This is a genomic window from Bradyrhizobium sp. 199 (assembly GCF_023073355.1).
GTDB lineage: Bacteria > Pseudomonadota > Alphaproteobacteria > Rhizobiales > Xanthobacteraceae > Bradyrhizobium.
The window spans coordinates 2,105,805-2,124,559 of record NZ_JADPJI010000005.1 but is presented as its reverse complement, the minus strand read 5'-3'; the positions used below and the strand labels follow the sequence as shown (position 1 = coordinate 2,124,559).

The 18,755-nt window shown below is 63.7% G+C and carries 23 protein-coding genes and 1 pseudogene; 18 read left to right on the top strand and 6 right to left on the bottom strand.

Annotated elements, in window-relative coordinates:
* The 7 genes and pseudogenes from IVB28_RS18855 (at position 1) to IVB28_RS18825 (ending at position 2,025) form a co-directional block, all read left to right on the top strand.
* Positions 1 to 324 carry a hypothetical protein gene (locus IVB28_RS18855; RefSeq protein ID WP_247528072.1) on the top strand — a complete coding sequence of 108 codons (324 nt, stop codon included), beginning with the start codon at positions 1 to 3 and terminating at the stop codon, positions 322 to 324.
* 133 nt (positions 325 to 457) lie between these two features.
* Positions 458 to 708: pseudogene (locus IVB28_RS18850) on the top strand (cytochrome P450); the annotation flags it as partial.
* A 147-nt stretch (positions 709 to 855) separates the two neighbouring features.
* Positions 856 to 1,041 carry a hypothetical protein gene (locus tag IVB28_RS18845; RefSeq protein WP_247528601.1) on the top strand — a complete coding sequence of 62 codons (186 nt, stop codon included), beginning with the start codon at positions 856 to 858 and terminating at the stop codon, positions 1,039 to 1,041.
* Between the two features lie 14 nt (positions 1,042 to 1,055).
* On the top strand, positions 1,056 to 1,256 hold the full coding sequence (locus tag IVB28_RS18840) for a hypothetical protein (protein WP_247528071.1): 201 nt from the start codon (positions 1,056 to 1,058) through the stop codon (positions 1,254 to 1,256).
* Positions 1,257 to 1,258: 2 nt separating this feature from the next.
* Entirely contained in the window at positions 1,259 to 1,486 is a 228-nt protein-coding gene (locus IVB28_RS18835; RefSeq protein ID WP_247528070.1) for a hypothetical protein, read from the top strand.
* Positions 1,487 to 1,501: 15 nt separating this feature from the next.
* Positions 1,502 to 1,765 (top strand): hypothetical protein, encoded by a 264-nt coding sequence (locus IVB28_RS18830; protein WP_247528069.1) that lies wholly within the window; start codon positions 1,502 to 1,504, stop codon positions 1,763 to 1,765.
* 17 nt (positions 1,766 to 1,782) lie between these two features.
* Entirely contained in the window at positions 1,783 to 2,025 is a 243-nt protein-coding gene (locus IVB28_RS18825; RefSeq protein WP_247528068.1) for a hypothetical protein, read from the top strand.
* Positions 2,026 to 2,063: 38 nt separating this feature from the next.
* Here IVB28_RS18825 and IVB28_RS18820 read toward each other — a convergent pair whose 3' ends face one another.
* Entirely contained in the window at positions 2,064 to 3,314 is a 1,251-nt protein-coding gene (locus IVB28_RS18820) for a DUF763 domain-containing protein (protein WP_247528067.1), read from the bottom strand.
* A 125-nt stretch (positions 3,315 to 3,439) separates the two neighbouring features.
* Between IVB28_RS18820 and IVB28_RS18815 the strand changes: the two genes are divergently transcribed.
* Positions 3,440 to 4,585, top strand: coding sequence for a mechanosensitive ion channel domain-containing protein (locus tag IVB28_RS18815; RefSeq protein WP_247528066.1), 1,146 nt, complete (start codon positions 3,440 to 3,442; stop codon positions 4,583 to 4,585).
* 23 nt (positions 4,586 to 4,608) lie between these two features.
* Here the strand turns inward: IVB28_RS18815 and IVB28_RS18810 are convergent, their stop codons facing one another.
* Positions 4,609 to 5,586, bottom strand: coding sequence for a tripartite tricarboxylate transporter substrate binding protein (locus IVB28_RS18810; protein WP_247528065.1), 978 nt, complete (start codon positions 5,584 to 5,586; stop codon positions 4,609 to 4,611).
* 116 nt (positions 5,587 to 5,702) lie between these two features.
* Between IVB28_RS18810 and IVB28_RS18805 the strand changes: the two genes are divergently transcribed.
* The 8 genes from IVB28_RS18805 (at position 5,703) to IVB28_RS18770 (ending at position 12,892) form a co-directional block, all read left to right on the top strand.
* Complete coding sequence (locus IVB28_RS18805; protein WP_247528063.1) at positions 5,703 to 6,410, top strand: TetR/AcrR family transcriptional regulator; 708 nt, start codon at positions 5,703 to 5,705, stop codon at positions 6,408 to 6,410.
* A 75-nt stretch (positions 6,411 to 6,485) separates the two neighbouring features.
* Complete coding sequence (locus tag IVB28_RS18800; RefSeq protein ID WP_247528061.1) at positions 6,486 to 7,445, top strand: amidohydrolase family protein; 960 nt, start codon at positions 6,486 to 6,488, stop codon at positions 7,443 to 7,445.
* Positions 7,445 to 8,329: an amidohydrolase family protein gene (locus IVB28_RS18795; protein WP_247528060.1), complete on the top strand. Its 885-nt coding sequence runs from the start codon at positions 7,445 to 7,447 to the stop codon at positions 8,327 to 8,329. Before IVB28_RS18800 ends, IVB28_RS18795 begins: the two co-directional genes overlap by 1 nt.
* Positions 8,326 to 9,627 carry a C4-dicarboxylate transporter DctA gene (gene dctA / locus IVB28_RS18790; protein WP_247528059.1) on the top strand — a complete coding sequence of 434 codons (1,302 nt, stop codon included), beginning with the start codon at positions 8,326 to 8,328 and terminating at the stop codon, positions 9,625 to 9,627. Before IVB28_RS18795 ends, dctA begins: the two co-directional genes overlap by 4 nt.
* Positions 9,628 to 9,693: 66 nt before the next feature.
* Positions 9,694 to 10,407 carry a PIG-L deacetylase family protein gene (locus IVB28_RS18785; RefSeq protein WP_247528058.1) on the top strand — a complete coding sequence of 238 codons (714 nt, stop codon included), beginning with the start codon at positions 9,694 to 9,696 and terminating at the stop codon, positions 10,405 to 10,407.
* Complete coding sequence (locus tag IVB28_RS18780) at positions 10,404 to 11,087, top strand: 4-carboxy-4-hydroxy-2-oxoadipate aldolase/oxaloacetate decarboxylase (protein WP_247528057.1); 684 nt, start codon at positions 10,404 to 10,406, stop codon at positions 11,085 to 11,087. The genes IVB28_RS18785 and IVB28_RS18780 overlap by 4 nt, the downstream gene beginning before the upstream one ends.
* 21 nt (positions 11,088 to 11,108) lie before the next feature.
* Entirely contained in the window at positions 11,109 to 11,978 is an 870-nt protein-coding gene (locus tag IVB28_RS18775) for a hypothetical protein (protein WP_247528056.1), read from the top strand.
* Positions 11,975 to 12,892: a DUF1932 domain-containing protein gene (locus IVB28_RS18770; protein WP_247528599.1), complete on the top strand. Its 918-nt coding sequence runs from the start codon at positions 11,975 to 11,977 to the stop codon at positions 12,890 to 12,892. The genes IVB28_RS18775 and IVB28_RS18770 overlap by 4 nt, the downstream gene beginning before the upstream one ends.
* A gap of 16 nt (positions 12,893 to 12,908) precedes the next feature.
* Here the strand turns inward: IVB28_RS18770 and IVB28_RS18765 are convergent, their stop codons facing one another.
* Together IVB28_RS18765 and IVB28_RS18760 are read right to left on the bottom strand one after the other, a co-directional pair.
* Positions 12,909 to 13,229, bottom strand: a complete 321-nt coding sequence (locus IVB28_RS18765; RefSeq protein ID WP_247528055.1) for a hypothetical protein — start codon at positions 13,227 to 13,229, stop codon at positions 12,909 to 12,911.
* Positions 13,230 to 13,430: 201 nt separating this feature from the next.
* Positions 13,431 to 14,672, bottom strand: a complete 1,242-nt coding sequence (locus IVB28_RS18760; protein WP_247528054.1) for an amidohydrolase family protein — start codon at positions 14,670 to 14,672, stop codon at positions 13,431 to 13,433.
* A 142-nt stretch (positions 14,673 to 14,814) separates the two neighbouring features.
* Between IVB28_RS18760 and IVB28_RS18755 the strand changes: the two genes are divergently transcribed.
* Positions 14,815 to 15,234 (top strand): nuclear transport factor 2 family protein, encoded by a 420-nt coding sequence (locus IVB28_RS18755; RefSeq protein ID WP_247528053.1) that lies wholly within the window; start codon positions 14,815 to 14,817, stop codon positions 15,232 to 15,234.
* A 130-nt stretch (positions 15,235 to 15,364) separates the two neighbouring features.
* Positions 15,365 to 16,273 (top strand): amino acid ABC transporter substrate-binding protein, encoded by a 909-nt coding sequence (locus IVB28_RS18750; protein ID WP_247528051.1) that lies wholly within the window; start codon positions 15,365 to 15,367, stop codon positions 16,271 to 16,273.
* Positions 16,274 to 16,316: 43 nt separating this feature from the next.
* Here IVB28_RS18750 and IVB28_RS18745 read toward each other — a convergent pair whose 3' ends face one another.
* Together IVB28_RS18745 and IVB28_RS18740 are read right to left on the bottom strand one after the other, a co-directional pair.
* Entirely contained in the window at positions 16,317 to 17,528 is a 1,212-nt protein-coding gene (locus tag IVB28_RS18745) for an acyl-CoA dehydrogenase family protein (RefSeq protein WP_247528050.1), read from the bottom strand.
* Positions 17,529 to 17,558: 30 nt separating this feature from the next.
* Positions 17,559 to 18,668 carry a glycoside hydrolase family 172 protein gene (locus IVB28_RS18740; protein WP_247528049.1) on the bottom strand — a complete coding sequence of 370 codons (1,110 nt, stop codon included), beginning with the start codon at positions 18,666 to 18,668 and terminating at the stop codon, positions 17,559 to 17,561.
* Between the last annotated feature and the right edge of the window lie 87 nt (positions 18,669 to 18,755).

Genomic DNA, 18,755 nt, shown 5'->3' with positions numbered 1-18,755 from the left:
ATGGTTGCGGACAGCGACAGCAACATCGCCTGGCACCGGGTCCAGTTGAAGAAGAACCGCGCCGAGTTGAAGGCGCTCGAGACCGCGCGCTTCACGATGGGCGAGATCGCCTCTTCGAAGCGGAACGGCCAGACCCAGAAGGCCGTCGGGGAACTCAAGCGGAAGATCGCGCAGTCCGAGCGTGCGATCGCCGATCACGACAAGCGTACGCGGCGCCCGCTCGCCACCGACCAGCAAAGCCTCAGCAGTGGCAGCTGGAGCCATTGGGATGCTTACACACAACAGCAGCGCAAGACCGGCCAGCGCTCGCCCGGGCGGGGTTAGACTTATCTCGTGCAGCTCCCTTTGCACCGGCGGCGCCGCGCGCGACCCCGGGTGAGACGCCAGCAATCATTCCGGTGATCCCATGACGGTACGCCTCGGTTTCACCAGCGAGGCATTCTTTCGCGATCCGCCCATCTCATTCGGAACAGGAATCCATTTCTGACTCCGCCATCAGCTCGCGCGTGTCGAGGCGGCCTGCGCGCTGGAGGCGCTGTTCGTGCGATGGCCGAAACTTGGTCTCGCCGTCCACCCGGCGCAGGTCCACTGGCGCAGACGGCCGGGTTGCGCGCGAGCGCAGCGCTCCCCGTCATGGCCAAGGGCCGCGGAACACAGACGGCGCGCGCGGAAGCGAGGATTGATCCTTCCCCCATTGAGGCGCGCTGAGACAAGCGTCCTTCGGAAAATCTTCGGCGCCTACAATCCGTCAGGAACGGTGTGCGATCGGTCCTGTTGTCGTTGCGACGTCGGGGGCCGGCGATGAGTTCCTTCGCCTTCGTCGCGCAGATCGATGTCTTAACGGGAGACAAGATCATGACCAGCAAGATGCCACCTGTTCCGCAGGAAAATCAAAGCCGCAAGGGAACTGGCGACAGCAAGCATACGCCCTCTGACCAGACGCCGCACGGCCAGCAACGTGTGCAGAACGCTGATCAGCAGGGACAGCAGGGCAACATCAAGCAGAACACCACCAATCAAGGCTATCAGCAAGATCGTTGAGGAAGGCGACAACCATGTCGACATCCACCAAGACACCGAACAGCATCCGTCAGGGCGGACCTGGCGCTTCGCACGAGAACGCCAAGGCGCCCTTGGAAGTGAAGAAGCCGCCCGCGGATGATTCACGGCGTAACCACAGCCGCGTCTCTGGTGGCGGAGGTGAACACGATTCCCACCACTCCCACGACGAGGCCGGCAAGGGCGGAGACAAGTGACCATGACGAACAAGCAACCCAAGCTATACACCCCGACCGAGAAAGACCTGCACGAAAATCCCCTGATCGGCGCATCCAAAGGCGTCACCATGGCCGGCGCCTCGCCTGAGGATCTCGAGGAGATCAAAGGCGAGAACACGATCGAGGGTGATCTCGAGAACGACGTCAACGCGGCCGGCGGCATCGACAAGGACGTCGCGCGCAGCGGCTCCCATCGGCGTCGTCGCTGACGACTGGAGGTATCTATGCAAGGCAACAAGACCCACGAGCAGCAACTGCGCATCCTCGAACGGAAGGATGACGTTCCGGATCAGCGCCAGCTCGACCAGGCGATAGGCCGGAAACCGGAGGACAACGCCGTCCATCAGATCAACCGGCAAGCGCGGCAGAGCGAATTTCCGGTGAGCCGGGGTGGCCTCAACCAGGAAAGCGATCACAACAAGCACAACGATTCCGGCCAGAGCGGCCACAAGCCGCCGAAACCAACGCCGGCGCAACAGAAGCACTAAAGAAAGAGGAGAAATCCATGCCAGGTGGGCACGGCAGCAAGACGCACTTCAGATCAGGAATGCATGGCAAGGGCGACGGCACCGGCGCAATGACCGATATACCCAAGGACATGATCGGCGACAACATGGTCCTATCCAACCGGGACAAGAAACAGCATTCGGAAATTCGCGGCATGGACGGTAAGGCGATCCAGACCGATCAATACCAGGACCACTCAGCGAACCGGCTCGACGAGAAGCCGGAGACCGACGAGCCCTGAGAGGGGACGTTCCTCCCGACCAACTTGCGGACCGGTCTTCAGCCGGTCCGCTTTTTTGTGTCCGCCAGTTCGCGCTCCCAGCCGAACACGGAGCGGCCGTCGAGATCTGGCGACGCCGCGCGCTCGCCGCTGATGTAGGCCTCGACCGACGGTCCGCTCGCTGTGCGTTCCAGCCGCCGCGCCTGGTCGTCGAGGCGCTTGATCGCCTGCATCTCCTCGTCACGTCCGAGCTTCGCGTTCTGGATTGCGCCCTTCAACACGCGGATGGTCTCGTCATAGACTTTGATCGGCACGGGATAGGGATGCCGGTCCTTGCCGCCATGGGCGAGCGAGAAGCGCGCGGGGTCCTTGAAACGGTAGGGCGCGCCGTGCACGACCTCTGCGACCATCGCCAGTGAGCGTACAGTGCGCGCGCCGACGCCCGGCGTCAGCAGCAGTTCCGGAAAATCGACCGGGCCGCGCTCGGCTGCAGCGGCGAGCGTTCCGTGCAGGCGGCGCGCGAACACGTCCTTGGGCCTGACATCGTGATGCGCCGGCATGATCAGGTGCGGCAGCATGGCCTGTGCCGGTTCGGGCGCGGTCCCCATGAGCCGTTCGAATTCGGAGACGATGCGATCGGGGCCGAGATCACCCAGCAGATCGAGCTGCGCGGTGCGTGAGATTTCGGCGCGGTGGTCGGTGAGGTTGACGATCTCTCCCTGTTGCGGTCCGTCAATCGCGCTATGCGGCGTATCGACAAAGCTCTGCAGCGCCTCGGAATGCCAGTGGTAGCGGCGGGCCTGCCGCTTGTCGCCGTTCATGCCCTGCTGCACCACCGTCCATTTGCCGTCGGCCGTGACGAAGAAGCCGTGCAGATAGAGGTCGAATCCGTCCTGCACGGCCGCGCTGTCGACCTTCGCCACGAGGCGGCTGGCGCGGGTCAGCTTTGCGCCGTCGAATCCCACGCGGTCGCCGAGTTGCATCAACTCGTCCGGCGTCTTGCGCGAATGCTGGCCGCGGCCGCCGCAGACATAAATCCCGAGCTCGTCCTGAAGCGGCCCGAGGCCGCGCTTCAGCGCGCCGATCACGGAGGTCGTGATCCCCGAGGAGTGCCAGTCCATTCCCATGACGGCGCCGAACGACTGGAACCAGAATGGATGCGACAGCCGCTGGAGGAATGCATCGCGGCCATAATGTTGCACAATGGCTTGCGTGACGATCGACCCGAGCGAGGCCATGCGGCTCGCCAGCCACGGCGGAACCCGTCCGGTGTGCAAGGGAAGATCGGCGCTGCCGCTACGTCTTGTCATGAGCGCGCCAAACTAGCCTAGTTCGGCAACAGTTGCACCTGGGGAATGCTGCGTTGCACAGGGCGGGGGAGCGAAGCCCGCCCAGAGGCGTTGAGCCCGCTACGCGAATACAAACGGGGACAGCAATGAATTGGCAGGCCATCATGGCCGACATCGACGGGATGTTCGGCTGGATACCCTCGTGGTTTGTCGGGCTCAGCCTGGTGCTCGGCGCGATCCTGCTTGCCCTTGCCCTCCATCGGCTTGCGGCCTGGTCTCTCAATCGCGCCTTCGGAACTCGTCTCCCGCTCCTGGGCGTTTTCATCGAGCGCACGACGGGCCCAGCTCAGCTGGCGTTGTGTCTGGGCGCGGTCGCGTTGGTGCTGCCGCTCGCGCCGCTCGACGACACGATGCGCACGCCGCTGATGCGCCTGTTCGTGGTGGCTGTCATCGCGTTGATCGGCTGGATCTCGATCCGGATCGTCGACATGAGCGCGGCGCGCTATCTGCAGAACTTTCGCGACGTCAGCGAGAATTTCGTCGCCCGCAAGCACGTCACGCAAGTCCGCGTGTTCAAGCGCGTCACCGACACCATCATCGTCATCATCACGGTATCGACCGCACTGATGACGTTCGATTCGGTCCGGCAATACGGCGTCAGCCTGTTCGCCTCCGCCGGCGCGGCCGGTATCATCGTCGGTCTGGCCGCGCGGCCGCTGCTCAGCAACCTGATCGCGGGCTTGCAGATCGCCATCACCCAGCCGATCCGCATTGAAGACGCGGTGATCATCGAGAACGAGTGGGGCTGGGTCGAGGACATCGCCGCGACCTATGTCGTGATCCGGCTGTGGGACTGGCGCCGCATGGTGGTGCCGCTGTCCTATTTCATCGAAAAACCGTTCCAGAACTGGACCCGCGACACCGCATCCCTGATCGGTGTGATCGCGCTCCATGTCGATTACCGTGCCGACGTGGCGCGCATCAGGCGCTGGCTGCAGGAGGCAGTAAAGCAGTCCGAGCTCTGGGATGGGGCGGTGGTCAATCTCCAGGTGGTCGACGCGGACTCGCGCACCCTCGAGCTGCGAGCGTTGGTCAGCGCGAGGAACGCACCGCAATCCTGGGACCTGCGCTGCGAGATCAGGGAAAAGCTGATGGCCTTCATTCGCGACGAGATGCCGGAGGCGCTGCCGCGCGAGCGGGCGATCCTGATCCCGTTGGGTGGAGGCGATGATGCCGATGTCATGCGGGGCCCGGCCCCGCCGGAGAAGATGCGGGCGAGGGCACGTAATTGACTGCGGCTTGCATCTGAGAAGCCTCACTGCGCGCGGATGTTGGCAGCCTTCAGCACCGGCTCCCATTTGCTCGCTTCGGCGTGCATATAGGCGTCAAACTCCTTGGCCGAGGAGCCGACCGGGGTTGCGCCGATCTTGCCGAGCGTCGACAGCACATTCGCATCCTGCAGCGCTGCCTTCAGATCGGTTTCGAGCTTTGCGACGATCTCGGGCGGCATCTTTGCCGGGCCGAGAACGCCCCACCAGACCGAGACGTCATAGCCGGATACGCCGGCTTCCGCGACCGTGGGAACGTCGGGCAGCGCCTTGGAACGTTCGGCCGAGGTCACCGCGAGCGCACGCACCGGGCCGCCTTCGAGCTGGCCGATGGCTTCGGCGAGCGGGTTGATGCTGAGCGGGATCTCGCCTGATATCACCGCGGTAAGCGCCGGCGCGCCGCCCTTGTAGGGGATCGCGACGATCTTGGTGCCGGACATGTATTTCAACAGCTCGCCCGCCAGATGCGCCGAGGTGCCGTTGCCGGACATGCCGTAGGAGAGCTTGTCCGGCTCTTTCTTCGCAGCAGCCAGGAGATCGCCAAGCGTCTTGTAGGGACTGTCCTTGGCCACGACGATCGCGAGCGGCGAGGAGGCCACCTCGGTGATGGCCGTGAAGTCCTTGAACGTGTCGTAGGGCACGCTCGGATAGATGAACTGATTGAGCGGATGGCCGCTCGCGACCAGGATCAGCGTGTAGCCGTCGGGCGCGGCCTGCGTCAGCGCCTGCGAGGCGACGATGCCGCCGGCGCCGGGACGATTGTCGACCACCGGCTGCTGGCCCCAGGTCTTGGCCAGCGCCTGTCCGAGTGTGCGTGCGAGTACGTCGACAGCGCCGCCCGCCGCGTAGGGGACCAGAATGTGGACCGGCTTGCTCGGATAATTGTCGGCTTGCGCGGCGCTGCCCGCCAGCAGCAGTCCGGCGCCCAGCAAGAGACCGCCGATCTTCTTGTTCAAACCCTGCATTTTCCCAGCACTCCTTTTTGGCGTGCGCATCTTCGCGGCGGTCTTTCTGACCGTCCGGATGCCGCCCATGCTTTTTGTTGACGAGACCTGATCTTTTGTACGATAGTACAAATCACATGATACGCAAGCCCACCAGCAAGGAAGCCCGCAAGCCGAACATGCGCGAGGCGATCCTCGCCGCGGCCGAGGAGCTGTTCGCCATCAACGGCTTCAATGCCGTCTCGGTGCGCGACATCGCGCACGCGGCCGGGGCCAATCCCGGCAGCGTGACCTATCATTTCAAGACCAAGGACGGTCTGCTGCTGGAGATCTACCGGCGCCATTGCGGTCCGATGAACCTGCGCCGTTCGGAGCTGCTCGCCGCCGCCAGGCGCGTGCGCGATCTCCAGGACCGGCTGGAGGCGATCGTGCGCGCCTATGTGGTGCCGGCCTTCACCTCGGGCAGCGATCTGGCCGGTGGCGGCGCGCGCTTCACGCGGCTGCGTGCCGTCATGTCGGCCGAAGGCAACGAGGTCGCGCGAAAAATCATCGCGCAGACCTTTGACGACACCAGCCACGCCTTCATCGATGCGATCCACGACAGCCTGCCGCATATCCCGCGCACCGACATCGTCTGGCGCAGCCACTTCCTGCTCGGCGCGCTCTATTATTCGCTGGTGACGCCGGACCGCGTCTCGCGCCTGTCGCGCGGCGAGGCCGACGGCGGCGATGCCGCCAGTGCCATCGAGCAACTGGTGCAGGCCACCGTTGCCGCGTTCCAGGCGCCGCCGCTCGATCATGCCGCGCCGGCGCGGCGGCGGCCGGTCGTCAGCAGCAAGACGTGAAAGAAACCGCCCGGGAGGAGGCGCGTAACAGCGCTTCCGCTCGCAAGCGGACGATGTGACGGGAGTGTTGAGAACATGAACAGGCGGGAATGCTTGCATCTCTTGACCGGACTGACCGGTGTGGCGCTCGCGAGCGAGGCACGCGCGCAAGGTGCAGAGCCGAAAACCATGCCGACGATCGCGCCGCCGAATCCAACTCCCAAGACGCCGTCGTTCAAGCTGCCGGCAAAATCCTGCGACAGCCACGCTCACATCTTCGGTCCGGCGTCGCGTTACCCCTTCGCGGAGAAGCGCCCCTACAACACGGCTGACGCGCCGCTGGAGGCATTCCGCAGCGTGCACGAGACGATCGGCGTCGAGCGCTGCGTCATCGTGAATGCGACCGTGCACGGCACCGATAACCGTGTCGTCACCGACGCCATCGCCCAGAGCGAGGGCGCCTATAAGGGCGTTGCCAACGTCAATGACGAGATGAGCGAGAAGGAGCTGGCGGCGCTCGACAGGGCCGGCATCTGCGGTTGCCGCTTTGCCTTCCTCAAGCGCCTGGGCGGCATCGGCGACATGAACAAGTTCCGGCGCATCGTGCACCGCGTCGCCGAGCTCGGCTGGCACATCGACGTCTATTTCGAGCCGGGCACGATTGCCGAATTGGCACCCGTCCTCACCTCACTGCCGACGCCCTACGTGATCGATCACATGGGAACGGTGCAGGCGGCGAAGGGGCTCGACGATCCCGGCTTCACTGCGCTGCTCGACCTCCAGAACAAGGACGAGAAGTGCTGGGTCAAGATAACCGGGCTGGAGCGTGCCTCCGCGGCTGGAAAGCCGTTCCACGACGCCACGCCGTTCGCGAAGGCGCTGGTCGACAATGCACCCGATCGCGTCCTCTGGGGTACCGACTGGCCGCACCCCAACGTCAAGATCATGCCTGACGACGGCGAGATCGTCGATCTGATCCCCCTCTATGCGCCTGATGCGAAGGTCCAGCACAAGCTGCTGGTCGACAACCCGGCGCGCCTGTTCAAGTTCACCTGATGACAATGATGTACACGCCGACCATCCCGCCGCCCGATCCGAACACGCGCACGCCGAAGTTCAGGCTGCCGAAACTGGCCTGCGACGCGCATTGCCACATCTTCGGGCCCGGCGCGAAATATCCTTATGCGCCGGATCGTTCCTACACGCCGCCGGACGCGCCGCTCGAGAAGTTTCGGGCACTTCATGCCAAGCTCGGTGTCGAGCGCGCGGTCATCGTCAATGCCAGCGTGCACGGCACCGACAACACGGTGGCGCTCGATGCCATCGCGCAGAGCAACGGCGCCTACCGGGCGGTCGCCAATATCGATGACACCATCACCGAGCGCGGTGTTCGCGTGCTGCACAATGGCGGCTTTCGCGGCTGCCGCTTCAATTTCGTCCGCCATCTCGGCGGCGTCCCTGACAAGAATGTGTTCGATCGCGTCATTGCCATGGTCGCGCCGCTCGGCTGGCACATCGATTTGCATTTCGACTCGATCGACCTGCCTGACTATGCCGATATGTTGGCAAAGCTACCGCTGAGCTACACCATCGATCATATGGGGCGGGTGAAGGCGTCCGAGGGGCTCGACCAGCTCCCGTTCAAGATCCTGATCGAGTTGATGCAGCGTGATGAGAAGTGCTGGGTCAAGATCTGCGGCTCGGAGCGGGTGTCGTCCAGCGGTCCACCGTTCACGGATGCGGTGCCGTTCGCACGAAAGATCGTCGAGACCGCGCCCGACCGCGTCATCTGGGGCACGGACTGGCCGCATCCCAACGTCAAGGCGATGCCGAACGACGGCGACCTCGTCGACCTGATCCCGCTGTTCGCGCCGGAGCCGGAGTTCCAGCAAAAGATCCTCGTCGACAATCCCGCACGCCTGTTTGGATTCGACCAATGACCGCGATGGCAATCGACAAGCCGCGCGGGCGGGCCTGGTGGAAGGAGCTCTGGATCCAGGTGCTCATCGCCATGGCGGCCGGCATCGCGCTTGGGATCGCCAGTCCGGAGGCCGGCGCCAAGATGCAGCCGCTGGGCGATGCCTTCATCAAAGCCATCCGTATGCTGATCGCGCCGATCATCTTCTGCACTGTCGTGCACGGGATCGCGCATATGGCGGACATGGCGCGCGTCGGGCGTGTCGCCGTCAAGGCGATCGTCTATTTCGAGATCATGACAACGATCGCGTTGATCATCGGTCTTGTCGCGGTCAACCTGCTCAGGCCCGGCGTCGGCATGAACATCGATCCCGCGAGCATCAATGCCAGCGTGATCGAGCCCTATGTCAAGCAGACCGGCGCGATGGGCTTCGTGCCGTTCCTGATGAACATCGTGCCTGTGACGTTCGTCGGCGCCTTCGCCGAAGGCAATATTCTCCAGGTGCTGTTTATTTCCGTGCTGTGCGGCTTTGCATTGGTGCAGCTCGGCGAGCGCGGCGCGCCGTTGGTCCATCTGATCGACATCGCCGCCAAGATGGTGTTCGCCGTCGTCGGCTTCGTGATGTGGGCGGCACCGATCGGCGCATTCGGGGCCATCGCGTTTACAGTCGGCAAGTTCGGTGTCGGCTCGCTGGCTTCGCTCGGCAAGCTGCTGTGCGGCTTCTATCTCACCTGCGCGGTCTTCATCGTCGTGGCGCTCGGCCCCGTCGCGCGTCTCTGCCGCTTCTCGCTGGTGAAGCTGATCCGCTACATCTGGGAAGAGCTGTTGATCTGCATCGCCACCACATCGTCCGAGACGGTGTTGCCGCGGATGCTGATCAAGCTGGAGAAGGCGGGCTGCGAGAAGAGCGTGGTCGGGCTCGTGATCCCGACCGGCTATTCCTTCAATCTCGACGGTACCTGCCTCTACCTTGCCGCGGCCTCGGTGTTCCTGGCGCAGGCGACCAACACGCCGTTCGGGCTCGCCGAGCAGATCGAGTTGCTCTTGATCCTGCTCGTGACCTCCAAGGGCGCGGCGGGAATCGCGGGCGCCGCCTTTGTCGTGCTGGCGGCGACGCTGTCAGCCACCGGCACCATCCCGGTGACGAGTGTCGCGCTGGTGCTCGGCATCCATCGCCTGATGTCGCAGGGGCTGACGCCGACCAATCTGATCGGGAACGCGGTTGCGACCATCGCGATCGCCAAATGGGAAGGTGCGCTCGATGGCGAACGCCTGAGGCGCGTGCTCGACGGTGAGGAACAAGCGGCCGTCGCAGCCTGATGAACTTGCTACCTGCATGCAGCAGGGAGCCTATGATGCTTACGAACGACAGAGGGGAGTTGTCCCATGAAAACAGGTCTCGTGATCACCGCCCATCCCGGCGATTTCGTCTGGCGCGCCGGCGGCGCCATCGCGCTGCATGCGAAGAAGGGCTATCGCATGAAGATTGTCTGCATGTCCTTTGGTGAGCGCGGCGAGAGCCAGTTTGCCTGGAAGGAGAAGGGCGCGACGCTCGAGTCGGTCAAGGCCGGCCGCAAGGACGAGGCGGAGCGGGCGGCGAAGCTTTTGGGCGCCGAGATCGAGTTCTTCGACTGCGGCGACTATCCGCTGAAGCTCACCGAGGCGCATTTCGACCGCATGGTCGACATCTACCGCGAGCTCAACCCGAGCTTCGTGCTGACGCACGCGCTGGAAGACCCCTACAATTTCGACCATCCCAACGCCGCGCATTTCGCGCAGGAGACGCGTGTGGTCGCGCAGGCGATGGGCCACAAGCCCGGTGCGCAGTACAAATATTCGGCGCCGCCGGTGTTCCTGTTCGAGCCGCATCAGCCGGAGCAGTGCAATTACAAGCCGGACCTGCTCCTTAGGATCGACGAGGTCTGGAAGGAGAAGTACGAGGCGTTCCAGATCCTGGCCGCGCAGAAGCATCTCTGGGGCTATTACGAGCGCGTCGCGCTCAACCGCGGCATTCAGGGCAGCCGCAACACCGGTGTGCCCATGACTTATGGCGAGGCCTATCAGCGGCTGTTCCCGACGGTTGCGGAGGTGTTGGCATGAAGCCGGTCGTCGTTCGCAACATTGAGCGAGCCGATCCCGCCGGCATGGCGGAGTACGGTGTGTCGACCGTGCACGAGGCCTATGGGCGCGTCGGCCTGATGAAGCCTTACTTGCGGCCGGTCTGGGCGGGCGCGGCGATTGCGGGGCCTGCCGTCACCGTGCTGGCGCAGCCGGGCGACAATTGGATGATCCATGTCGCGGTCGAGCAATGCAGGACGGGTGATATCCTCGTCGTCGGCTGCACCACCGACAATACCGACGGCATGTTCGGTGAGCTGCTGGCGACCTCGCTGCAGGCGCGCGGCGTGCGGGGCCTGATCATCGACGCCGGCTGCCGCGACGTCAAAGCGCTGCACCAGATGAAGTTTCCGGTATGGTCGCGCGCGGTCTCGGCCAAGGGCACGGTCAAGGCGACGCTCGGCTCGGTCAACATTCCCGTCGTCTGCGCCGGTGTCAGCGTCGATCCCGGCGACATCGTCGTGGCCGATGACGATGGCGTGGTCGTGGTGCCGAAGCGGTATGCCGCCGAGGTCGCTGAGAAGGCGAAGAAGCGCAATGCGGACGAAGGCGGCAAACGCAAGCGGCTTGCCTCTGGCGAGCTGGGGCTCGACATGTACAACATGCGCGAGGCCTTGGCGAAGGCCGGGCTCGTCTATGTCGACAACCCCGAGGACGTCTGAGGTAACGGCGGGAGCGGACGGATGGATCGCGTCAAGCTGAAGGCCGTGCTCGGCAACCACTCCCATGTCCAGGCGGTGAAGAGCGGCGAACTCCGCTCCGAATTTTTCGACCTGAACTTCATCGAGTACACGCCCACCAACGCGGCGTTCAAGCCGATGGTGCGCGAGCAGGCCTTCGACGTCTGCGAGATGGCAATCGTCACCTATCTGATGGCGAAGGCGCATGGCAAGCCGCTGGTGCTCTTGCCGGCCACCATGCTCGGCCGCTTCCAGCATTCCTATGCGCTCTACAATCCTGCGCGCGGATCGCTCGGACCGTCCGGTCTCGAAGGCAAGCGTGTCGGTATCCGCTCGTTCACGACGACGACAGGCGCCTGGATCAGGGGGATCCTCGCCAACGACTATGGTGTGAACCTCGACAAGATCCGCTGGGTCACCTTCGAGGACCCGCACGTCGCCGAATATGTCGACAGCACCGAGCGTGCGCCGAAAGACAAGAAGGTCCTTCAGATGCTGCTCGACGGCGAGCTCGACGCCGTGCTCGGTGAAACCACTGAGAATCCCGAGCTGAAGCCTTTATTCCCCGATCCCGCTGCAGAAGCTGCCAAATGGTATGCCCGCCGCGGCGTCGTGCCGGTCAACCATCTCGTGGTCGTAACCGAGCAACTCGCGAGATCGCGCCCCGACGTCGTCGCGGGCGTCTATGATCTCCTCAAGCGCAATAAAGAGCAGATGGAGCCGGCGGCCTCGCCGGACCTCGTCCCGTTCGGGGTAGAGGCGAACGGGAAGTCGCTCGAACTGATCGTCGACTACGCATTCCAGCAGGCGCTGATCCCGCGCCGCTATGCAGTCGAGGAGCTGTTCGACGAAACGACAAGAGGGTTGAACTGATGGCGGATCCGAAGCGCTGGCAGATCGGGCTCGTCGGATATGGCGAGGTCGGCAGGATTTTGGCCGAGGATTTGCGCCAGCAGGACATCAAAGTCGCTGCCCACGACATCAAGCTCGGAGGCGAGCAGGGTGCTTCGTTGAAGGAACACGCGGCGAAATTCGGCGTGACGCTCACAGCCTCTCATGCTGAGCTGGCCGCGAAATGCGACTTCATCATCTCCGCGGTCACCGCCAGCCAGGCTGTGCCGGTGGCGAAGGCCTGTGCAGCCGCGATCAACCAGGGCACCTGGTTCGTCGACTTCAACTCGGCATCTCCCGGCGCCAAGCAGCGTGCGGCGGCACTGATCGATGCCGGAGGCGGCCGCTATGTCGAAGGCGCGGTGATGACCTCGGTGCCGCCTTATCGCATCAAGGTGCCGCTGCTGCTCGGCGGTCCCGGCGCGAGGGAGATCGAACCGTTTCTGAACGCGATCGGCTTTGCTGCGAAGGTTGCGAGCGACGAGCTCGGCGTGGCCTCGGCGGTGAAGATGTGCCGCAGCATCATGATCAAGGGCCTGGAGGCGATGGTCATCGAGAGCTTTACGACCGCGCGCGCCTATGGAGTCGAGGATGCGGTGCTGGCCTCGCTCGCGGAGACGTTCCCCGCCATCAATTGGGAGAAGCAGGGCGCCTATTTCTTCCAGCGCGTGATCGAGCACGGTCGCCGCCGTGCCGAGGAAGTGCGTGAGGTCGCCGAGACGGTGCGCGAGGCAGGGCTGACGCCATGGTCCGCGCAGGGCACCGCCGAGCGTCAGGCGTGGGTCGCCGATCTTGCCGATGAAGGGCTGTTTGGCGCGAGGGGCACGAAGGAGTTCGCCCGCAGTGCTGATTGGCGTACCGAGGCAGACCGGATACTGGCGAAGATCAAGCGCTGACGCCGAACGCGTGCGTTCAGCTCAAGACCGTGCCGCCGTCACGATAGTTCGAGATCTCGTCGCGGGCGAGCTCGATCAGCTCGACCAGGCTCTTGGCCTTGCGGACGACCTGCTCCCTGGCAGGCGCGGTACGGAACTCGGTGAGGATCATGCGGATGCACTTGTCGGCGGTGTCGAGCGTCAAGAGCGCGCGGGTCATGTCGGCTTGCGTGTGGATCGCCGAGATATCGAGGTCCGATAGAACTTCGCCGATGCCATTCAGCCGCTTGACGGCCTTTTCCGCGGGCGTGTTGGCCCGAATGGAGCGATAATCGATGCTACTGAATGCGTTGAACATGACACACTTCCTCACTCAACCCAGATGGTTCAGAGCGCCCCCTTAGTATGATCCGGACCGCCTCTTGTTCAATGCGCGCAGTTACGGTCCGGGATTCTACCGGACTCGGATTTGGGGGCGGAATCGGCAGGAAAACTGGAGGAAGCGGTCCAAATGATCAGCCGTGCCCCCGTTGACCGTTGGAAATCGCCGGAAGCCTGTTCAGGCCCCGGGCCGGAACAAAGCCGGCCGCTGCCGCACAAAGGTCTGTCGGCCGCTCTTGAAGCCCATCAGGATATCAGGCAGCTCGGCGATGGCGAAGCGGCTATCTTTTGTATCGAGCACGATGAGATCGGCGGGATTGCCGAGCTTGATGCCGTAATCGTCGAGGTTCATCAGCCGCGCCGGCAGTTCGGTCACGAGATCGAGGCAGGTGTCGAAATCGGCGACCGATGCGTGCGCGACATTGGCGTAGAAGTTTGCCATCCGCAGCAGCGATGCGTCGCCGAACGGCGTAAACGGATTGAGGACGTTGTTGGTCGCGATCGAACACACCACGCCGGCGCCCGCGAGCTTGTGGGCGAGTGTCAGCCCGCGCGGCGCGTTGTGGGTGGCGTCGCGCCCCATCAGATACAGATCAGTCGCGGGCAGCACGGTGACGGCGATGCCGGCTGTTGCGAGTTGCGCGGTGGCAGCCTTCATCCGCTCGGGCGGCAGGGCGGAGAGTTTCGTCGCATGGCCGATCGCCACGCGTCCCTGATAGTCGCGCCGCTCGGTCTGCCGGCAGACTTCGTCAAGATGCCACCAGGAGGGATCGAGATCGAAATCCAGATGGAGGTCGACGTCGACGTCGAACTCCTGCGCGAGGTCGAAGATGCGCGCGAGATGCCCATTCGGGTCGGTGTCGGTATAAGGACAGCCGCCGATCACGTCGCCGCCGTCACGCAAAGCCTCGACCAGCAGTTCGTCGGCTCCGGGATCGTTGGTCAGTCCTTCCTGCGGGAAGACACAGAGAGACAGGTCGATCGCCCAGGCGTAATCGCGCCGCAGCGCCTTCACCGCCTCGAAGCTCCGCAGGCCGACCCGTGGATCAATTTCCACGTGCGTGCGCATGCGCGTCGTGCCGTGCACGATCGCGCGTTCCAGCACCCGCGCGCCGCGGGCATAGACGTCCTCGACGGTGAAATCGCGTTTCATCGCCGAGACGGCCCGGATGGCGTCACCGAGACTGCCGTGATCGTGTCCGCAGCGGTCGAGCAGGCAGGCTTTGTCGAGGTGGACGTGGGTGTCGACGAAACCGGGCAGGGCCAGGTGTCCGCCGACGTCGACCTCGACCGCTTCACAGGCAAGCTTCGGCTCGATCGCGACGATCCGGCCGGCTTTCACGCCGATGTCGACGGACGCGGCGGATGATCGCAACAGCGCATTGCGGAAGATCAGGTCGAAGGAGGGCTGGCTTGTCATGGCTCTTGCGGACAAAATTTAGAGCAATCAACCGGGATCGGCGGCTCCAGATTGTCGGCAGTGTAGCGGGGCAAGTGTTCAAAATATATGCATGGATTTTGCGAGTCTGGCGCTAGTATTCCGCGAACCCGGAGTACCAGCAATGTCCGTTGCCACAAGAGCCGAAGCCGCTCCGATATCCGACGCCGCAATCGTGGAGGCCTATCTCACGGCTTCGATGATCCCCGATCCCGATGCTGCGGCAGCCTACATGGCGCCGGGCACCGTGATCACCTTCACTGGCGGGCGCGAGTTCGATCATCCGCGCGGCCCGACCGGCTTCAACGCCAAGCGCTACCGCTGGGTCAAGAAGAAGATGGACCGGTTCGATGTCTGCCCCGGCGAGGGCGAGACCGTGGTTTACAGCGTCGGCACGCTCTATGGCGAATGGATGGATGGGACCCCGTTCGAGGGCAACCGTTACGTCGACCGCTTCGTGGTGCGCAACGGCAAGATCACCAAGATGGACGTCTGGAACGACAGCGCCGAGCGCATCCTGGTTCAGCGCGGCATCGAGGCGTAAGAATCACTCGTCATATCGAAAGCTGTGATAGCTGATAGGCGCGAGCACGTCTGGCGGCTGGAGCGCGCCTGCGCTATCAACTGCCGCGACTGCGCCCGGCATGAAGGCGCGAGCCCCTTAGGAGCAGCCGATGCGTCTACCGACCGTTATTCTGGCCCTCACATGTCTAGCGGGCGCGGCCTCAGCTGAAGATCTCTCGGGCACGCTCCAGAAGATCAAGGAGACCAAGAAGGTTACGCTCGGCTATCAGGAGGCCTCGGTCCCCTTCAGCTATCTCGATGGCAACCAGAAGCCGGTCGGCTTTGCCATGGAGATCTGCCTTAGGATCGTCGATGCTGTGAAGACACAGCTGGGCATGCCGGACATCGCCGTCGACACGCTCGCCGTGACCTCGTCGAATCGGATCCCGCTGATGGTCAACGGCACGCTCGATCTGCACTGTTCGGCGACCACGAACAACGCCGATCGCCAGAAGCAGGTCGCCTTCACCAACACGCATTTCCTCAGTGCGACACGATTTGCTGCCAAGAAGGCCGCGAAGATCGATACCATCGACGATCTCAAGGGCAAGGCGGTCACGGCCGTGGCTGGCTCGGTCAACCTGACGCAACTCGCCAAGGTCAATACCGAACGCAATCTCGGCATCAATGTGATGCCGGCGAAGGACCAGGCCGAAGCCTTCCTGCTGCTGGAAACCGACCGCGCCCAGGCCTACGCACTCGATGACGTCCAGCTGGCGGTTGCGATCGCGCGCTCGAAGGAGCCGCAAGCCTTCATGATCAGCGAGGAGGCGTTCTCCAAGCCCGAGCCTTACGGCATCATGCTGCGGCGAGAGGACGCGCCGTTCAAGGCGCTCGCCGATCGCGCGACTGCGGAGCTCTATGCAAGCCCGGAAATCGAGGTGCTCTACAAGAAATGGCTGCAATCGCCGACGCCACCGAACGGCCTCAACTACAACGTCCCGATGTCGCCGGCTCTGCGCAACGCCTTCAAGAAGCCGAGCTCGAGCGCAGATCCGGATGTGTACGTGGTGAACTGAGGCGAGGGAAGAAAAGCGCCGCCTTATCCGACGAACACGCCTTTCAAGCGTTCGAATATTTCTTCAGTTCGAACCGCGCGATCTGGTTCCTGTGAACCTCGTCCGGGCCGTCCGCGAGGCGGAGCAGGCGCGCGGTGGCGTAGGCCTGTGTCAAACCGAAATCGTTCGAGGTGCCGCCGCCGCCATGGGCCTGGATCGCCCAGTCGATGACCTGGCAGGCCATGTTGGGCACCGCGACCTTGATCATGGCGATCTCGGCCTTGGCCACCTTGTTGCCGACCGTGTCCATCGCGTAAGCCGCGTTCAACGTCAGTAGCCGCGCCTGCTCGATCATGATACGGGCTTCCGCGATGCGCTCCTGCGTCACCGTCTGCTCGGAGACGAACTTGCCGAAGGCGAAGCGGCTGCGTACGCGGCGGCACATCTTCTCCAGCGTGCGCTCGGCTAGTCCAACCAGCCGCATGCAGTGATGGATGCGGCCGGGGCCGAGGCGGCCTTGCGCGATTTCGAAACCGCGGCCTTCGCCGAGCAACATGTTTTCCCGGGGCACGCGCACATTGGTGAAGACGACCTCGGAGGCGCGGTCGGGCACGCCGTAGAAGCCGAACACCGGCAGGGCGCGCTTCACCTCGATCCCGGGCGTCTCCATCGGCACCAGGATCATGGATTGCTGCTTGTGCCGGTCGGGATTATCGGGATCGGTCTTGCCCATGAAGATGCAGATCTTGCAGCGGGGATCGGTCGCGTTGGTCGTGTACCATTTGCGCCCGTTGATCACGTAATGGTCGCCGTCACGCACGATCGAGCTTTCGATGTTGGTCGCGTCGGATGAGGCGACCGCAGGTTCGGTCATGGCGAAGCAGGAGCGGATCTCGCCAGCCAGCAGCGGCTTCAGCCAACGCTCCTTATCGCTCTCCGAACCATAGCGCTCCAGCACCTCCATGTTGCCGGTATCGGGCGCCGAGCAATTGAACACTTCGGGCGCCAGATGCGAGCGGCCCATCACCTCGCAGAGCGGGGCATATTCGAGGTTGGTGAGGCCCGCGCCATGGCCGGATTCCGGCAGGAACAGATTCCAGAGGCCTTCGGCGCGCGCCAGCGGCTTCAGCTCCTCGACGACGGGATAGACTTTCCACGGCCCGAGCTCTTCGGCCTCGCGATAGAAGCGCTCCTCGTTCGGATAGATGTGCCGGTCCATGAAGCTTTCGAGCTTGCGCTTGAGCTCGACGACTTTTGGCGACATCGGATAGAGCATCTGTGGTCTCCATGATCATCGGCCGCAGGTTCAGCCGATTTCGAGATAGTCCGGGCCGGGCAGTTTCGGGAATGGCGCCGTCGGCAGCGTCTGGTACCAGAACGCGACCGAGGCGATGTCGTCCTGCAGGGGAAGGTATTTTCCCTCCTTCGCGCCGGGCAGCCAGCCCAGCGCCTGGATCGTCACGCGCAGATCGCTCCGGAAGCGTACGGGATCGGGGATGTGCCAGCGATACAGGCCGAAGCGCTGCTGCGATTTGTAGACGCCGTCGGGCCGGATCACCTGCGGCAGGCCGGCATAGGGCGTGGTGAACTCCACGTAGCGGGACTGCCCCTGGCCGGCATGCGCGACATGGGGATCGAAATTGTAGGCGCCGCAAAAATAGTCCTCGGTGCCGGTGCCGCAAATTGTCGGGAATTCGCCATCGCCGTCGATGAAGAATTTGATTTCGCCTTCGCCCCACCAGCCATTGTTGTTGACGCCCCAGGCCATGTAGGTGCCGACATAGTGGCCCGTGCCGCTGATGTCGTCGAGGATGGTATAGACCTCCTTGTAAGGCAGCGGATTGGTGCGGCGGAACTGCGCATGAAAATAGCCGCAGTCCTCGGGCACGTCGGTCAGGGCATAGTTGATCTGGTAGTAGACGGTGAGCTGCTCCTCGCTGCGGTTCTCCAGCGTAAAGCGCGCACGCTTGCGGAACGGCATTTCCCAATAGCAGTTGAAGGCGCGGCCGGGATTGACACAGACGGCGAGCGAGGACACTTGCGCGAACTCTTCCCATCCGCAGGCGAAGAAATCGCCGGCCGGGCATTCGACGCTCGGCTGTTCCTGGTCGTCCCAGTTGATGCGCAGAATTGAGTGGCGCAGCCGCCCGCGCGCCAGCGTCATCCAGATCTGCTGGATCGCGCCCTGACCTTGTATGTCGGCGAGCGTGAAAGTCGTACCCGGCTCGATGACGACATAGGGCGAGACCTTCCAGCCCTGTCCGAGATCGCGTGCCTGGCGCGCGGCGGGCCCGTCGACGGACATGCCGCCCTTGCCCTTCTCGCCGGTGAAGTTCTCGGGGCTGATCGAGCGCGTCTGCGCATTCGAGAGGCGCGATAAATTGCCGAGATGCAGGCCCAATCCGGAAAACGCCATGGTGTCCTCGATAAGGGATTAGCGAGGTTTCGCTATATCGCCTCCAAATCTACCAAAAGATGAAGACGATTGCGCACGGACGGCCCG

Bases quoted from the DNA above. Each gene is read 5' to 3' on its own strand.
- IVB28_RS18815 (WP_247528066.1), top strand. From the start codon at position 3,440: ATGAATTGGCAGGCCATCATGGCCGACATCGACGGGATGTTCGGCTGG.
- IVB28_RS18785 (WP_247528058.1), top strand. From the start codon at position 9,694: ATGAAAACAGGTCTCGTGATCACCGCCCATCCCGGCGATTTCGTCTGG.
- IVB28_RS18805 (WP_247528063.1), top strand. From the start codon at position 5,703: ATGATACGCAAGCCCACCAGCAAGGAAGCCCGCAAGCCGAACATGCGC.
- IVB28_RS18825 (WP_247528068.1), top strand. From the start codon at position 1,783: ATGCCAGGTGGGCACGGCAGCAAGACGCACTTCAGATCAGGAATGCAT.
- IVB28_RS18845 (WP_247528601.1), top strand. From the start codon at position 856: ATGACCAGCAAGATGCCACCTGTTCCGCAGGAAAATCAAAGCCGCAAG.
- IVB28_RS18810 (WP_247528065.1), bottom strand. From the start codon at position 5,586: ATGCAGGGTTTGAACAAGAAGATCGGCGGTCTCTTGCTGGGCGCCGGA.
- IVB28_RS18855 (WP_247528072.1), top strand. From the start codon at position 1: ATGGTTGCGGACAGCGACAGCAACATCGCCTGGCACCGGGTCCAGTTG.
- IVB28_RS18835 (WP_247528070.1), top strand. From the start codon at position 1,259: ATGACGAACAAGCAACCCAAGCTATACACCCCGACCGAGAAAGACCTG.
- IVB28_RS18745 (WP_247528050.1), bottom strand. From the start codon at position 17,528: ATGCTCTATCCGATGTCGCCAAAAGTCGTCGAGCTCAAGCGCAAGCTC.
- IVB28_RS18740 (WP_247528049.1), bottom strand. From the start codon at position 18,668: ATGGCGTTTTCCGGATTGGGCCTGCATCTCGGCAATTTATCGCGCCTC.
- IVB28_RS18820 (WP_247528067.1), bottom strand. From the start codon at position 3,314: ATGACAAGACGTAGCGGCAGCGCCGATCTTCCCTTGCACACCGGACGG.
- IVB28_RS18830 (WP_247528069.1), top strand. From the start codon at position 1,502: ATGCAAGGCAACAAGACCCACGAGCAGCAACTGCGCATCCTCGAACGG.
- IVB28_RS18765 (WP_247528055.1), bottom strand. From the start codon at position 13,229: ATGTTCAACGCATTCAGTAGCATCGATTATCGCTCCATTCGGGCCAAC.
- IVB28_RS18760 (WP_247528054.1), bottom strand. From the start codon at position 14,672: ATGACAAGCCAGCCCTCCTTCGACCTGATCTTCCGCAATGCGCTGTTG.
- IVB28_RS18755 (WP_247528053.1), top strand. From the start codon at position 14,815: ATGTCCGTTGCCACAAGAGCCGAAGCCGCTCCGATATCCGACGCCGCA.
- dctA (WP_247528059.1), top strand. From the start codon at position 8,326: ATGACCGCGATGGCAATCGACAAGCCGCGCGGGCGGGCCTGGTGGAAG.
- IVB28_RS18775 (WP_247528056.1), top strand. From the start codon at position 11,109: ATGGATCGCGTCAAGCTGAAGGCCGTGCTCGGCAACCACTCCCATGTC.
- IVB28_RS18750 (WP_247528051.1), top strand. From the start codon at position 15,365: ATGCGTCTACCGACCGTTATTCTGGCCCTCACATGTCTAGCGGGCGCG.
- IVB28_RS18795 (WP_247528060.1), top strand. From the start codon at position 7,445: ATGACAATGATGTACACGCCGACCATCCCGCCGCCCGATCCGAACACG.
- IVB28_RS18840 (WP_247528071.1), top strand. From the start codon at position 1,056: ATGTCGACATCCACCAAGACACCGAACAGCATCCGTCAGGGCGGACCT.
- IVB28_RS18800 (WP_247528061.1), top strand. From the start codon at position 6,486: ATGAACAGGCGGGAATGCTTGCATCTCTTGACCGGACTGACCGGTGTG.
- IVB28_RS18780 (WP_247528057.1), top strand. From the start codon at position 10,404: ATGAAGCCGGTCGTCGTTCGCAACATTGAGCGAGCCGATCCCGCCGGC.